Source organism: Rhizobium laguerreae (assembly GCF_002008165.1).
Lineage (GTDB): Bacteria > Pseudomonadota > Alphaproteobacteria > Rhizobiales > Rhizobiaceae > Rhizobium > Rhizobium laguerreae.
In genome coordinates, this window is record NZ_MRDM01000029.1 from 68620 (window position 1) to 84021 (window position 15402).

At 61.7% G+C, this 15402-nt stretch carries 12 protein-coding genes; 8 read left to right on the top strand and 4 right to left on the bottom strand.

From position 1 onward, the window contains the following. Positions 1-112: 112 nt before the first annotated feature. Complete coding sequence (locus tag BS630_RS27710; protein ID WP_077979943.1) at positions 113-1903, top strand: ABC transporter ATP-binding protein; 1791 nt, start codon at positions 113-115, stop codon at positions 1901-1903. A 67-nt stretch (positions 1904-1970) separates the two neighbouring features. Here the strand turns inward: BS630_RS27710 and BS630_RS27715 are convergent, their stop codons facing one another. Beyond that, positions 1971-2450, bottom strand: a complete 480-nt coding sequence (locus BS630_RS27715) for a class I SAM-dependent methyltransferase (RefSeq protein WP_077979944.1) — start codon at positions 2448-2450, stop codon at positions 1971-1973. Between the two features lie 173 nt (positions 2451-2623). Between BS630_RS27715 and BS630_RS27720 the strand changes: the two genes are divergently transcribed. After that, a complete protein-coding gene (locus BS630_RS27720; RefSeq protein WP_077979945.1) occupies positions 2624-3850 on the top strand; it encodes a DUF3095 domain-containing protein in 1227 nt (408 codons plus the stop codon). A gap of 53 nt (positions 3851-3903) precedes the next feature. Here the strand turns inward: BS630_RS27720 and BS630_RS27725 are convergent, their stop codons facing one another. From BS630_RS27725 to BS630_RS27735, 3 genes are read right to left on the bottom strand one after another with little or no spacing between them, the layout of a single operon-like run. Continuing rightward, positions 3904-4176: a Txe/YoeB family addiction module toxin gene (locus BS630_RS27725; protein WP_077979946.1), complete on the bottom strand. Its 273-nt coding sequence runs from the start codon at positions 4174-4176 to the stop codon at positions 3904-3906. A 1-nt stretch (position 4177) separates the two neighbouring features. Next, positions 4178-4504 (bottom strand): type II toxin-antitoxin system Phd/YefM family antitoxin, encoded by a 327-nt coding sequence (locus BS630_RS27730; RefSeq protein ID WP_312883797.1) that lies wholly within the window; start codon positions 4502-4504, stop codon positions 4178-4180. Between the two features lie 48 nt (positions 4505-4552). Further along, complete coding sequence (locus BS630_RS27735; protein ID WP_077979947.1) at positions 4553-5890, bottom strand: nucleotide sugar dehydrogenase; 1338 nt, start codon at positions 5888-5890, stop codon at positions 4553-4555. Between the two features lie 737 nt (positions 5891-6627). On the opposite strand from BS630_RS27735, the gene BS630_RS27740 reads away from it, so the two are divergent. The 6 genes from BS630_RS27740 (at position 6628) to BS630_RS27765 (ending at position 15401) form a co-directional block, all read left to right on the top strand. Further along, positions 6628-7971 carry an adenylate/guanylate cyclase domain-containing protein gene (locus BS630_RS27740; protein WP_077979948.1) on the top strand — a complete coding sequence of 448 codons (1344 nt, stop codon included), beginning with the start codon at positions 6628-6630 and terminating at the stop codon, positions 7969-7971. A 154-nt stretch (positions 7972-8125) separates the two neighbouring features. Continuing rightward, complete coding sequence (locus BS630_RS27745) at positions 8126-10015, top strand: ABC transporter ATP-binding protein (RefSeq protein WP_077979949.1); 1890 nt, start codon at positions 8126-8128, stop codon at positions 10013-10015. Further along, complete coding sequence (locus BS630_RS27750; protein WP_077979950.1) at positions 10015-11922, top strand: ABC transporter substrate-binding protein; 1908 nt, start codon at positions 10015-10017, stop codon at positions 11920-11922. The genes BS630_RS27745 and BS630_RS27750 overlap by 1 nt, the downstream gene beginning before the upstream one ends. 3 nt (positions 11923-11925) lie before the next feature. Then, positions 11926-12924: an ABC transporter permease gene (locus BS630_RS27755; protein WP_025397708.1), complete on the top strand. Its 999-nt coding sequence runs from the start codon at positions 11926-11928 to the stop codon at positions 12922-12924. Beyond that, complete coding sequence (locus tag BS630_RS27760; protein ID WP_077979951.1) at positions 12924-14096, top strand: ABC transporter permease; 1173 nt, start codon at positions 12924-12926, stop codon at positions 14094-14096. The genes BS630_RS27755 and BS630_RS27760 overlap by 1 nt, the downstream gene beginning before the upstream one ends. Positions 14097-14192: 96 nt before the next feature. Beyond that, positions 14193-15401, top strand: coding sequence for a glycosyltransferase family protein (locus BS630_RS27765; protein ID WP_077979952.1), 1209 nt, complete (start codon positions 14193-14195; stop codon positions 15399-15401). The last annotated feature ends 1 nt before the right edge of the window (position 15402 follow it).

Sequence of the window (15402 nt, forward strand, 5' to 3'; positions counted from 1 at the left end):
TTAATTCACAGCCCGATTGATCCGACGGGATTATTTCGTCTCCCGTTTGGGCTGTGCCATCCAACTCTCTATTTTTGAGGACCGGTCGCCGACACGGCGCCGAGCGATTAAAATGACTCGCAAGAAGCTCGACTTCCGCGCCGATGCCTATCGCCATGTGCTCGGCTTTGTTTTCCATCATTGGACCCATCGGCCTCTTTTGGTGGCCATTATTATTGTGCTGGTGGTCGTCAGCACTCTGGCCGAAGTCATGGTGCCGGTGTTTTCCGGCCGGATCGTCGATGCCATTGCCGGCAGCAATGCGGCTGATGGTGCTTTGCGCGCCTTCGTCATCGTCGTGACACTCGGCCTCACCAGCGTGGTGCTGCGCTGGTTCATCTTCAACGGCATCATCCGGCTGACGCTGCGCACCATGGCGGATGTGGTCAATAACGGTTTCCACAAGGTGCAGCGTTTCTCGACCGACTGGCACGCCAACAGCTTTGCCGGCTCGACGGTGCGCAAGATCACCCGCGGCATGTGGGCGCTCGACCAGCTCAACGACTTGCTGCTGGTCGCCCTGCTGCCGTCCATCGTCATGCTGGTCGGCGCCAGCATCGTGCTCGGCAGCTATTGGCCGATCATGGGGCTGATCGTGGCTGCGGGGTCGCTGATTTATATCGGCGTGACCGTGGCGCTTTCCATGGGCTTCGTGTCGCCGGCGGCAAGGCTTGCCAATGCCTGGGACACCAAGCTTGGTGGTGCGCTGGCAGATGCCATCAGCTGCAATTCGGTGGTCAAGGCGTTCGGCGCTGAAAACCGCGAAGAGGGACGCTTGCGCCACGTGCTGACCAAATGGGACAGCCGGACGCGACGGACGTGGAAGCGCGGCACGTTGAGCGGCACGATCCAGGGCTTCATGATGGTTTCCATGCAGGCAGGTATTCTGGGAACGGGCTTGATCATGTGGCAGCAGGGGCTGGCGACGCCTGGCGACATTACCTTCGTGCTGGCCATGTTCTTCGTTCTGCAAGGTTACCTGCGCAATGTCGGCCAGGACATCCGCAATCTGCAACGTTCCGTCAACGACATGGAAGAACTGGTGCTGCTCGACAAGATGCCGCTTGGTATCGAAGACAAGCCGAACGCCAAGCCGATCAAGATTGGCGAGGGCGAGATCGTCTTCGATCGCGTCACCTTCCAGTATGGTGCGCATCCCACCCCGCTTTATGAGGATTTTTCGGTCACCATCAAGCCGGGCGAGCGCGTGGGTCTGGTCGGGCATTCGGGCTCGGGCAAGACGACCTTCGTCAAGCTCATCCAGCGGCTCTATGACGTGAACGCGGGCGAAATCCGCATCGACGGCCAGGATATTGCGGCGGCCAAGCAATCAAGCCTGCGCGGCCAGATCGCGATCGTGCAGCAGGAGCCCATCCTGTTCCACCGCACGCTGGCGGAAAACATCGCCTATTCCAGGCCGAACGCCTCGCGGCGCGAGATCGAGCAGGCGGCGAAACAGGCCAGTGCGCACGACTTCATCATGGACCTTCCCAAGGGCTATGAGACGATGGTGGGGGAACGCGGCGTCAAGCTGTCGGGCGGCGAGCGGCAACGTGTCGCCATTGCCCGTGCCTTCCTGGCCGATGCCCCGGTGCTGATCCTGGACGAAGCGACGTCGAGCCTCGATAGCGAGAGCGAAGTGCAGATCCAGCAGGCCATGGAACGCCTGATGAACGGCCGCACGACGCTGGTCATCGCCCACCGGCTGTCGACGGTGCGAGCGCTGGACCGGCTGCTGGTCTTCGACAAGGGAAAGATTGTCGAAGAAGGCGACCATCAGGCGCTGATCAGGCTCAATAACGGTATCTATCGCCGGCTGTTCGAACGGCAGGCGCTGGAACTGACCAAGGGTCTGGTGGCGTGAACCGACACACGACAGCGCCGCACGTCTTTTCAGACGCGCGGCGCTATAGCACTTGCAATTGCTGATGCTACGTCCTGCGATACAGGAAATAGCGGCCTTCCTTGATGCCCTCCGGCAGCGGCAGCGCCATCAGTTCGGGATGCTCCAGCGGCAGCCCGCTGACGGCGATGCCGTCATGGGCGAGCACGCCGGCCATCAGCTGCGGCAGCCAGGTCAGCGTCACCGCGTCGATCTCGTCATGACCGGTGCCGATATCGGCATGGGCAAGGGCAGCGCCGATGCTGACGAAGGCCTGGCCGGACTCGCGGATATCGCCGGTCACCATGTCTTCCGCCGCTGGGGTCGAGGCCGAATAGGAACGGACTTCCCAGTCGAAAGCGACGATGCGACGGCCGGGAAAGTTCTCGCGCAGGTGATCGTAGGTGCGCCCGTTGCCGAGACCGAACTCCAGTACCGGGCCCGGCGTTTCCCCCACCAGATCGATGATCGCGTTCAAAATGTCGCGTTGAGCCGTCAACCGGCGAATGAAGCTGTCGAGGCGGCTCATCTATTCTATATCCGTCATGAAATCGTCGGCGGTCCTGGAGGAATTCCAGCAAAAGCGCGAGAGCGGTTTTGCGTCCGGAATTGCGTAAAAACAAAAAGTTAGAGCGTTTCCGTGCGTCCGAAAAAGCAGGAAATGCTCTAACACATGAAACCTTGCCAAGTCGATTGCCGTAAATGGGAATTGGCGTTGCAGTGGCGACATGGGTCTGTGCTAAGCTGGATGATATGAAAACCGTGACCGACGAAACCTTCTTTGGCGAAGTGCCGCTCTTCAGCGAATTTGAAGGCGTGACCGACGCCGCCAACTACCGGCCGCTTCCGGACGGATGGGTGCTGGCGCTGGCCGACATCGTCGGCTCGACGCAGGCGATCGCTGCCGGCCGTTACAAGGATGTCAACATGGCGGGCGCCAGCGTCATATCGGCGGTCTTGAATTCCGTCGGCAAGGGCGATTATCCCTTCGTTTTCGGCGGCGACGGCGCGCTGATTGCGCTTCCGGGTTCGCTGGAAAAGGCAGCGCGCGACGCCCTTGCCGCCGTGCAGGTCTGGGTCGAGGAGGATTTGAGCCTGACGCTGCGCATCGCAATCGTGCCGGTCGCCGACACCCGCGCCGAAGGCCTCGACGTGCGCGTCGCGCGTTACTCCGCGAGCCCTTATGTCACCTATGCGATGTTCTGGGGCGGCGGCACCAGCTGGGCCGAAAGACAAATGAAGCTCGGCCGGTACGGCGTTGCCCGCGCGGCCCCGGGAACGCGCCCCGATCTCAACGGTCTCTCCTGCCGCTGGAGCCCGATCGAAGCGCGCAACGGCGAGATCGTCTCGATCATCGCGGTTCCCGGCGAAGGCCGGCCGGGACAGGAATTCCGCGACCTCGTCAACGGCATCGTCGCCATCACCACCGAGCAGAACCGGGATAGCCACCCGGTACCGGCCGATGGTCCGAACCTTGCCTTTTCGCTGCACGGCATCAACCGCGAAGCCAAGGCCACCGCGCCGGCTGGACGGCGATTGCGGCAGAAGCTCACCATCTTCCTGCAGCTTGCCATCACCGTCGTGTGCTACAAGCTCGGCGTTCCGCTCGGCCGCTTCGACGCCCGCCGCTACAAGCGCGACGTCGCCGGCAATTCCGATTTTCGCAAGTTCGACGACGGGCTGAAGATGACGATCGATGTCGACGCCGAACACCTGAAGCGGATCGAGACACTACTGGAAGCGGCACGCGCCAAGGGCATTGTCCGCTACGGCCTGCATCGGCAGGCCTCGGCGCTGATGACCTGCTTCGTGCCGACGCCGATTTCGCGCGACCACATGCATTTCATCGACGGTGCGGCCGGCGGTTATGCGGTGGCCGCGAGCCGGATGACCGGCAAGTCGCTTTCTACAGCGCCGAGCATGATTTAACACCATGATCGCGCAAGCTTTCGACGTCGCGATCAACTGCACTGCGCAAGAACCTATTTTTCGTAATGAAATCGGCACTGGATGATTTCCAGCTGTTGGTTGGAACCCTTGCCAGTCACGCAGTAGACGAGTCGATGCTCTCCGAGGATGCGCCTTGACCAAAATCCGGATAGATCTCCCTTCAGTGGCTCTGGCTTGCCCAGACTTTTAAAGGGTGACCTTTTTGTATCCTTCAGGAGTTCGTCGATTCTCTCGACCATCTTCTGGTCGTTTTTCTGCCAGTATTCGTACTCTTCCCAGGAATTAGGGGTCCATTGCAATTTCATGTCAGAGAGTGGGATCGCTCTCTACCACCTGCCCCTCTCGAAGCTGTCCGAGACTTTCGCGTAGCCGGGCAGAATTAGCGGGCGTCGAAAGCAGGTGTAGCGTCTCTTGCATACTCTCGTACTCGCCTTCGGCAACCAAGACCATCGCTTCCGAGCCTTGACGGGTCACTAGCAGGGGAGCCCGAGAAGAGAGGACTTGATCAAAATAGGTTGCAATGTTTTGGCGGAACTCCGTCAAGCGAACGTGGGCCATCGACGTCCTTTCGTAACCATCAAGCGTACGGATATACAGATCGCTGGAAAGTCCAGCCATCACTTCACCCGCCATCTCTGTGGGGTCGCTGCCGAACACAGAGTCATGCAGTGACGTTTTCAGTCACGCCTTGATGATGTGATCGGCCGAAAGGCCGAGCCGGTTGAAGACGTTGCGCGTGTCGACGATCAGCGTGGCACTTTTTGCGAGTGCCGCATAATCCATTCTGTCGTGATCCGTCGCGACCAGCACAGCATCGTAGCCGGTAATGGTATCCGGCGTCAGCGCCACCGACTTGCGGCCTTTCAGCGCCTGGTATTCGCGCGTCGGCGGAATCTCGGCGACGAAGGGATCATGGTAATCTGCGTGTCCGCCACGCTCCTCGATGATCTCGATCAGCCGCAGCGACGGGCTCTCTCTTATATCGGCGACGTTCTTCTTGTAGGCGAGCCCGAGCACCAGCACCCTGCTGCGGCTCAATGCCTTGCCGGCACGGATGTCGAGGGCCTCGGCGAGCTTGCCGACGACATAACGCGGCATTGCCGAATTGATCTCGCCGGCGAGTTCGATGAAGCGGGTCGGCAGCTCGTATTCGCGCGATTTCCAGGTGAGGTAGAAAGGATCGATCGGGATGCAATGGCCGCCAAGGCCGGGACCGGGATAGAAGGGCATGTAGCCGAAGGGCTTGGTCTTGGCCGCGTCGATCACTTCCCAGACGTCGATGCCCATCGCCGCATAGACGGTCTTCAGCTCGTTGACGAGGGCAATGTTGACCGAGCGGAAGATGTTTTCCGTGAGCTTCACCGCCTCGGCCGTCGCGTTCGAGGAGACCGGAACGACGGTCGATACCGCCGCACCATAGAAGGCCTTCATCAGCGCCAGCGCCTCCGGCCCGTCGCCGGCAACGACCTTCGGGATGGTGGCGGTATGATAATGCTGGTTTCCGGGATCCTCGCGCTCCGGCGAGAAACCGACGAAGAAGTCGGAGCCGGATTTCAACCCGGTGCCTTCGAGAATGACTTTCACCACGTCATCGGTCGTGCCGGGATAGGTGGTGGATTCCAGCACGACGAGCTGACCGGGGCGCAAATGCGCCGCAATCGAGCGCGACGTCGCCTCGACGAAGGAAAGGTCGGGATCGCGATGCTTGGTGAGCGGCGTCGGCACGCAGATGATGATGACGTCGCAATCGGCAAGGCCGGCGAAATCGGTGGTCGCCTTGAAGCGGCCCGCTTCGATCTCGGCAACAAGCGCCTCATCGCTCACCGCGTCGATATAGGAGCGGCGGGCACCGAGCGCCACCATCTTGGACGGGTCGATGTCGAAGCCCGTGACCGCAAAGCCGCTGCGCGCCACGGCCATCGCCAACGGCAGGCCGACATAGCCGAGGCCGATGATGCCGGCACGGGCCGCGCGGGTCTCGATCTTCAGCAAAAGCGTCTCGAAGGGGGAGATGGTCAAGGCGGGATCTTTCAAACAGGGAAGAGAAGGCTGATCTAATGCATGAGCCGGGCAAATTAAACCCAGGCGCGGATCTTCCTCTTATCGCTGGCGGTGCTGCAGTCCTGGTTGCCGGTCGCTGCCCCCGCACTCGGCTGCTGCCACCTCCGCCTGGATCGAGGCCGTGGGGCAGATGACCGGCTGACGAAGCTTGCATAAAAGCGCAGCTGCGCTCGTATCCCTCGCGGCCTTGCTCCAGAAGCCACCACACGCTCCATCATCCTCGGGCTTGATCGCAGGATCTACGCTGGCCTCTATCGGGAGCAAACATGAATAACCGGCTCAGGCCTGGGATGACGGAGAGTGGGCCCCGTTCGTGCCAAGCTCGCCGTCGGCGCAGCGAATATGCGTCCTCGCCGATCTCCAGCAGGACAACACCTTTAGCCGGGTGTGGCGGAAATGACTCAGACCGCGCCGTTTGCTGCAACTTGAGCGCACAAAAAAACGCGGATCCCATTGTTTCGCATTTGCAGCATCCCTATTTTGACTTCCGATAATAACCACCGCGAAAGGACTACCCGTCCGATCCCCCGGTATGGGGAGCTGAGGGGCGCTGCTGCCGGGCTTTCGGCAGATCCGTTGACACAATAATACCGCTCGTACATCCTGATTTCCTTGTGACCTGCGCATGAAAATGTGCCGGCCGGGGGGACTTTTGGCTCTTGGGGATGGCGTGCCTTATGAGGATCATACCGAGAATGAGCACGATCGAATCCAGCGTGTCCTCCATCCTGTTGGACCGGGTCGCTGAATGGCTGACGAACTCCTCGCTGGCCGGAGACGAGCTTGAAAACATCGTCCGCGGTTTCTGCGAAAGGCTCACTTCCGCGGGCCTGCCGCTTGCGCGCGTGCATCTTTCTTTCTCGATGCTGCATCCACTCTACGACGCGCTGAGCTTCACCTGGCGGCGCGCCAGCGGCGTCACCATCGAGGGCTTCCGCATGCCTGCCGGGCAAAAGCCGGACCGCTTCCTGCAGAGCCCATATTATTACCTGCTCGACAACAATCTGCAGCACATCCGGCGCCGACTGATGCATGATGGGCCGAACGAATTTCCGATTTTCGAGGACCTGCGTAAGGACAGCATCACCGACTATCTCGCCTTCGTGCAGCCCTTCGGCGACGGCTCGGTGCAGGGCATGATGGGTTCCTGGTCGACGGACAATAACACCGGCTTTTCCGACGACATGATCGATGCGCTGCTGAGGATGCAGAACCATCTGGCGGTCGCCGCCAAGATGGCGGTGCTCGGCAAGCTCGCCAACAACATGCTGACCACCTATCTCGGCGGCGACGCCGGCAAGCGGGTGCTGAACGGCCAGATCCGCCGCGGCGACGGTGAGACGATCCGCGCGGCCCTCGTCATGGGCGACATGCGCGAATCCACCATGTATGCCGAAAAGGAAGGCCGGCAGGCCTATATCGACACGCTGAACCAGTTCTTCGACGCGATCGCCGCCCCGTTCAACCGCAATGGCGGCGAGATCCTGAGTTTCCTCGGCGACGGCTTTCTCGCCGTCTATCCCTGCGGACGCCACAAGGACCCATCGAAAATCGCCTGCGAGGCGGCGCTTTCGGCCGTCCATCAGGCGCAGGCGCGGGTTGCCGAACTCAACAGGGACCGCGAGCAGAAAGGCTTGACCAGGATCGGCTACGGCATCGGCCTGCATGTCGGCAACGTCATGTTCGGCAATGTCGGCCTCAAGGACCGCCTGACCTTCTCCGCCTTCGGCTCGGCGGTCAACGAGGTGCAACGCCTGCAGATCCTGACCAAGAAATACGGCCGCGAGGTCGTCGCCAGCCAGGCCTTCGCCGGCTATTGCGGCGGCGAATGGACGACGCTCGGCGAAGAGAAGCTGCGCGGCATCCGCCAGAAGGTGACCGTGCTGCAGCCGCGCGCGCCGGCGCCCGCGATCAACGTCGACGAGAGCTTCCGCGAGGCCGTGCAGAACGGACTCTCAGAAGCCGAGCAGGTCATTCTCCTGCATCGCGATGCAAAGAAACATGTCGAGCGCACCAGCATGGAGAAGTTCATCCAGTAAGCGCCTGCAACCCCTCTCATAATCTGCGCGTCTCGCCCGGGGAACTTCGGCGGGACGTGGGGGTTTTTCTATGATTGTCATCAGCTAGACACCCCGTTTGCGGTACGGTAGTGTGCCTTAACGGGAACATAGAAGACTGGGGAATTTCATTGGTATGGCGTCTGCAGCGGATCTGTTGCGTATTGAAAATCTCGACGTCTCCTTCTCGGTTTTCGGTGACCGGCTACGCGTCGTAAAACAAGCCAATCTTCGCATCCTTCCTGGCAAGGTCACCGCCCTCGTTGGTGAATCCGGCTCGGGAAAATCGGTGATCAGTCAGTCGGTCATGGGCATCCTGCCCAATCCGGCCAAGGCGACGGGCAGCATCCTCTTCACCGACCCGCTCGACGGCAGCACGACCGATATTCTGTCCTTTCCGCGCGACAGTGAGGAAATGCGTGACCTGCGCGGCCGGCGCATGGCGACGATCTTCCAGGAGCCGATGACCTCGCTCTCGCCGCTGCATACGATCGGCAATCAGATCAGCGAGGTGCTGCTGATCCATACCAAAACCGACAAGCAGGAAGCCCGTGAAAAAACCGAGGAGATGCTTGGCCTGGTCGGCTTCGCCAATCCGCACCGCACCTACGACATGTATCCGTTCGAATTGTCCGGCGGCATGCGGCAGCGCGCGATGATCGCCATGGCGCTGATCTGCAAACCGGCGCTGCTGATCGCCGATGAGCCGACGACGGCGCTCGACGTGACGATACAGGCGCAGATCCTGGAACTGCTCCGCGAGTTGCAGGCCAAGCTCGGCATGGCGATGCTGCTGATTACCCACGATCTCGGCATCGTCGCCAACATGGCCGACGAGGTGGTCGTCATCTATCACGGCGAGATCATGGAAGCAGGACCGGTCGAGGCGATCTTCCGCGATCCGCAGCATCCCTATCTCAAGGGCCTGATGGCCGCCGTTCCGCATTTCGACATGAAGCCCGGCGAGCGGCTGAAGGCGCTGCGTGACGTACCGGTCAATCTCGAAGCCCTGGTCGGCAAGAAGAAGCCGCTCCAGGCAGAGGCGCCGGGCGTGCTGCTTTCCGTCACCAATCTCTCGAAGACTTACAAGACGCGCAAGCGCGGTTTCCTCGGCAAGCAGGAAGCCGCCGTCTTGCGCGCGGTCGACGATGTCAGCTTCGATATCCGCCGCGGCGAATGTCTCGGCCTGGTGGGCGAGTCCGGCTGCGGCAAGACGACACTCAGTAAGATCCTGATGCGCGCCATCACGCCGGACAGCGGCGCAGTGGTGTTCAACGACGGCAAGGAGGTCGTCGACGTCCTCTCCGTCAAAGGCGCCGAACTGCAGGACATGCGGACCAAGATCCAGATGGTGTTCCAGGACCCTGTCTCCTCGCTCTCGCCGCGCATGACGGTGCGCAACATTCTGAGTGAACCGCTCGAGATCCATGACCGCGGCGACAGCGACGAGCGCAAGCGCAAGGTCGAAGGGCTGATGGCGGCCATTGGCCTCGACAAGCGTTATCTCAGCCGTTACCCGCACAGTTTTTCAGGCGGTCAGCGCCAGCGCATCGGCATCGCGCGCGCACTCGCGCTCGGCCCGAAGCTCGTCATCCTCGACGAGCCGGTCTCGGCGCTTGACGTCTCCGTGCAGGCGCAGATCCTCAACCTGTTGAAGGACCTGCAGAAGGAGCTGGGGCTTACCTATCTGTTCATTTCGCACAATCTCGCCGTCGTCGATTATATGGCCGACCGCATCGCGGTGATGTGCAAGGGCCGCATCGTCGAAATCGCGCCGCGCGAGATCATTCTGCGCGATCCGGTACACCCCTATACGAAATCGCTGCTCGCCGCCGTCCCCTTCCCCGATCTCGACCGGCCACTCGATTTCAAGGCGCTCAGGGAAAACGGCGCCGCCGACAAGCAGAATTGGGGCGTGACCTTCACCGCCGAGCATGACGACGCTTCCGAGCTTGCCTATGCGGACCTCGGCGATGGCCATCTGGTGCGCGCCCGCAAGGGCGCCGATATCAGGGAGTTGCGCTGATGGTAACGCGTCGCATTTTTCTCGGCGGCCTCGTTGGCGCGGCGATCGCGCCCGCGGTGCTTCGGGCCGAACAGGCCGGCGAGCCGGAATTCCTCAAGGAGCGGCTGGCATCGGGTAGCCTGCCGCCGATGGCCGAGCGCATTCCAGCTCGCCCGCGCATCGTCAACCTGAAGGAGATGGGGCTGCAGCCCGGCACCTATGGCGGCACGGTGCGCACCATCATCGGCGGCCAGCGCGACATCCGGTTCATGACGATTTACGGCTATGCCCGCCTGGTCGGCTATGACAAGCACCTGCAGTTCCAGCCAGATATTCTGGCCGATTTCCACGCCGAGGACGAGAGGGTCTTCACTTTCACCCTACGCGAAGGCCATAAATGGTCAGACGGCCAGCCGTTCACGGCCGACGATTTCCGCTACTGGTGGGAAGACGTCATCCTGAACGAGAAGCTGACGCCCGGCGGCGGGGCGCTGGAGCTTCGTCCGCATGGCAGCCTGCCGCGCTTCGAGATGCTCGATCCGCTGACGGTACGCTACACCTGGGAAAAGCCCAACCCGATGTTCCTGCCGACCCTGGCAGGGCCCTTGCCGCTCGTGATCGTCGGGCCGGCGCATTACCTGAAGCAGTTCCACAAGAAGTTTCAGTCCGACGAAGCGAAGATGGAACAGATGATGAAGGCCAGCCGCGTCAAGAAGTGGCAGGACCTGCACATCAAGATGGCGCGCTCCTACCGTCCTGAGAATCCGAACCTGCCGACCCTCGATCCCTGGCGCAACACGACGCCACTGCCGGCCGAGCAATTCGTCTTCGAGCGCAACCCGTTCTTCCACCGCGTCGACGAGACCGGCAGGCAGCTTCCCTATCTCGACCGTTTCGTCCTCAACGTCTCCTCGTCGTCGATCATCGCCGCCAAGGCCGGGGCCGGCGAAGCCGACCTGCAGGCGACCGGCATCGATTTCAACGACTACACTTTCCTGAAGGAAGCCGAGAAGCGTTTCCCGGTGAAGGTGAACCTCTGGAAGCTGGCGCGCGGCTCACGCATCACGCTCTTGCCGAACCTCAACTGTGCCGACGAGGTGTGGCGCGGCCTGTTCCGCGACGTGCGCCTGCGCCGGGCGCTGTCGCTCGCGATAAACCGGCACGAGATCAACATGGTCGCCTTTTACGGTCTGGGAACGCCGAGCGCCGACACCGTGCTACCCGACAGCCCGCTCTTCAAACCCGAATATGCCGATGCCTTCGTCAAGTTCGATCCCGACGAGGCCAACCGCCTGCTCGACGAGCTCGGCCTGACCAAACGCGACGACGACGGCATCCGGCTGCTGCCGGACGGCCGGCGCGCCGAGATTACCGTCGAGACCGCCGGCGAAAGCAATCTCGATACCGACGTGCTGGAGCTGGTGCATGACCACTGGGCCAATATCGGCCTGGCGCTTTTTACCCGCACCTCGCAGCGCGACGTCTTCCGCAACCGCGCCATGAGCGGTTCGATCATGATGTCGATCTGGTACGGGCTCGACAATGGGGTGCCGACGGCCGATATGTCGCCCTCCGGGCTGGCGCCGACGCTCGACGATCAGCTGCAATGGCCGCTCTGGGGCATGCACTACCTCTCCGCCGGCCAGGAGGGCGTCGCACCCGACCTGCCGGAAGCCGCCGAACTGGTCGAGCTGCTCAAACAATGGGGCTCGACGGCGAAGTTCGAGGAGCGCCAGGTGATCTGGCACAGGATGCTGTCGATCTATACGCAGCAGGTCTTCTCGATCGGCCTCATCAACAGCACGCCGCAGCCGATCCTTCGCGCCGCCAAGCTGCAGAACCTGCCGGACAAAGCGCTCTACGGCTTCGACCCCACCTCCTATCTCGGCGTCTACATGCCGGATGCATTCTGGTACAAGGAGGCTTGAGGCGTGCTCAGATACATTCTCTGGCGCATCGCCGCCATGGTGCCGACGCTCTTCGTCATTTCGGCGCTGGTCTTCACCATCATCGAGCTACCGCCGGGCGACTTCTTCGAGAGCCAGATCGCCGAGCTGCGGGCCTCCGGCGAGACCGCCAATCTCCAGGAAATCGAGGAGATGCGCCAGCAATACGGCTTCGACAAGCCGGAGATCGTGCGCTATTTCTATTGGGTCGGCGGCATGCTGCACGGCGATTTCGGCTATTCCTTCGAATACCAGCTCCCGGTTTCGGACGTGGTCGGCGAACGGCTGTGGCTGACGATCCTCGTCTCCTTCACGACGATCCTGCTCACCTGGCTGATCGCCTTTCCGATCGGCATCTATTCGGCGACGCACCAGTACAGCTGGAGTGATTACGGGCTGACCTTCCTCGGCCTGCTCGGCATCGCCATTCCAAACTTCATGCTGGCGCTGATCCTGATGTATTTCGCCAATGTCTGGTTCGGTCTGTCGATCGGCCATCTGATGGATCAGCAATATCTCAACGAGCCGATGAGCTGGGAAAAGGCGCGGTCGATCCTCTCTCACCTGTGGATCCCCGTGATCATCGTCGGCACCGCCGGCACGGCTGGTATGATCCGGCGGCTGCGTGCCAACCTGCTCGACGAGATGCAGAAGCAGTATGTCGTCACTGCACGCGCCAAAGGCCTGCCGCCGCTGAAGGCGCTGGTCAAATATCCGCTGCGCATGGCGCTCAATTTCTTCGTCGCCGATATCGGCTCGATCCTGCCATCGATCATTTCGGGCGCCGAAATCGTGGCGATCGTGCTGTCGCTGGAAACGACCGGGCCGATGCTGATCAAGGCGCTGCAGAGCCAGGACATGTATCTCGCCGGCTCCTTCCTGATGTTTCTCGCCTTCCTCAACGTCATCGGCGTGCTGATCTCCGATATCGCCCTCGGCTTCCTCGATCCCCGTATCCGTCTGCAAGGCAGGAGCACCAAATAATGTCGCCCCTTCCCGCACCCGGCGCGCCGCTGCCGCACTACGTCTCGACCGCTCCCTTCGATCCCCAGGCGACCGAAAACCTGACGGCGGCGCAATCGCGCATCCATCTCGCCTCGCAGAAGCAGCTGATGTGGTGGAAGTTCAAGCAGCACAGGCTCGCCTTGATCTCCGGTTTCTTTCTCGCCGCGGTCTACCTGATGATCGTGATCGTCGAGTTTCTGGCGCCTTATGGCCTGCACACGCGCAATGTCGACTTCATCCACGCGCCGCCGCAGCGCGTCCACTTCTTCGACAAGGGCAGTTTCGTCGGTCCCTTCGTCTACGGCCGCAGTATGGCGCTCGATCTCGACACGCTGCACCGCGTCTATACCGAAAGGCCGAACGACGTGCAGCCGATCCGTTTCTTCTGCCGCGGCGATGCCTACAAATTCTGGGGCCTTGTCACGTCGGACTATCATCTCGTCTGCCCGGCGATCGGCGGCCAGATGTTCCTGCTCGGTACCGACCGGCTCGGCCGCGACGTGCTTTCGCGCATCCTTTATGGCGCGCGGATATCGTTGACGATCGGCCTGATCGGCATTTCGATCAGCTTCGTGCTCGGCATCGTCATCGGCGGCCTTGCCGGTTATTGGGGCGGCTTTTTCGATCTCGTCGTCCAGCGCCTGATCGAAGTGTTGCAATCGCTGCCGAGCCTGCCGCTGTGGATGGCGCTGGCCGCCATCATGCCGGTGACGTGGAGCCCGATCGTCATCTATTTCGGCATAACGGTCATTCTCGGCATCATCGACTGGACCGGGCTTGCGCGCGCCGTGCGCTCCAAGCTGCTGGCGCTGCGCGAGGAGGATTACGTGCAGGCTGCGCAGCTGATGGGCGCCAGCACGCCGCGCATCATCGGCCGCCATCTGGTGCCTGGCTTCATGTCGCATCTCATTGCTTCGGCGACGATTTCGATCCCCAGCATGATCCTCGGCGAGACCGCGCTCTCCTTCCTGGGCCTCGGCCTTCGGCCGCCGATCACCAGCTGGGGCATTCTGCTGACGGAGGCAAAAAGCGTCAGCGTCATCGCCTTTTATCCCTGGCTGCTCTACCCGATCATTCCTGTTGTTCTTGTCATTTTGGCGTTCAACTTTCTGGGAGACGGCTTGCGTGATGCGGCAGATCCCTACAAATAGCAGGAAACGCGGCGGCCCATCACGGCACCGCCCCCGCCTCTTGGCCTCCGGACGGTGGGGGCACAAAGTATGTTGCTGACCCCAGAAGGGATGCCCATGTCCAGACGTCTCGAAGATGCGCGCATCCTCATGTACAGTCACGATACTTTCGGTCTCGGCCATCTGCGCCGCTGCCGCGCCATCGCCCATGCGCTGGTCGAGGATTATCGCGGCCTCAACATTCTCATCATTTCGGGAGCGACGATCGCCGGCGCCTTCGATTACCGCGCCCGCGTCGATTTTGTGAAGATCCCGAGCGTCATCAAGCTGCGCAACGGCGAATATACGTCGCTTGCCAGCCATATCGACCTGCACGAGACGCTGAAGATGCGTGAATCGAGCATCCGTCACACGGCCGAGACCTTCCAGCCGGACATCTTCATCGTCGACAAGGAGCCGATGGGATTGAAGGGCGAAGTCGAAGATACGCTCGCCTATCTCAAGGCCCGCGGCACGGTGCTGGTGCTGGGGCTGCGCGAGATCATGGACGCGCCGCATCTGCTCGAGGCCGAGTGGAAGAAGAACAGCATCATGCAGAAGATCGATCAATATTACGACAGCGTCTGGGTCTACGGTCCGCCGGAATTCTATGATCCGCTGATCGGCCTCGACGTGCCGCAAAGCCTGCGCCGGAAGATGGATTTCGTCGGCTTCCTGCAGCGCAGCGTCTCCAGGGGCAAGAGCTCGATCAACGCCCGCAAGGATAATTACCTGCTCGTCACCACGGGCGGCGGCGGCGACGGCTCCGATCTCGTCCACGACGTCATGAACGCCTACGAGGCCGATGCGACGCTGACGCAGAAAGCGCTCGTCGTGCTCGGGCCTTATATGCCGGCCGCCGAGCGCGCTAAGCTGGTGCAGAAGGGCGAAGCCATCCCCTATATCGAGGTGATCGAGTTCGACAACCACATGGAAGAGTTGATCGACGGCGCCACCGGCGTCGTCGCCATGGGCGGCTACAACACCTATTGCGAAATCCTCTCCTTCGATAAGCCGGCGCTCATCGTGCCGCGCGTCAAGCCGCGCGAGGAGCAGCTGCTGCGCGCCAAGCGGGCAAGCGAGCTCGGCCTCGTCGACATGCTGCTGCCGGACCAATCGGTCGACCCCACGATCATGGCCGAGGCGCTGAAGCGCCTGCCCTCCCGCCAGCCGCCTTCGAAGAGCGGCGGCAACATGCGTCTCGAAGGGCTGGACCACATTTCGCAGACCGTCGGCCGGTGGATCGACGGCCGCGGCAGCCACCTTTCCCTCGTCGGCGCGGAATAGG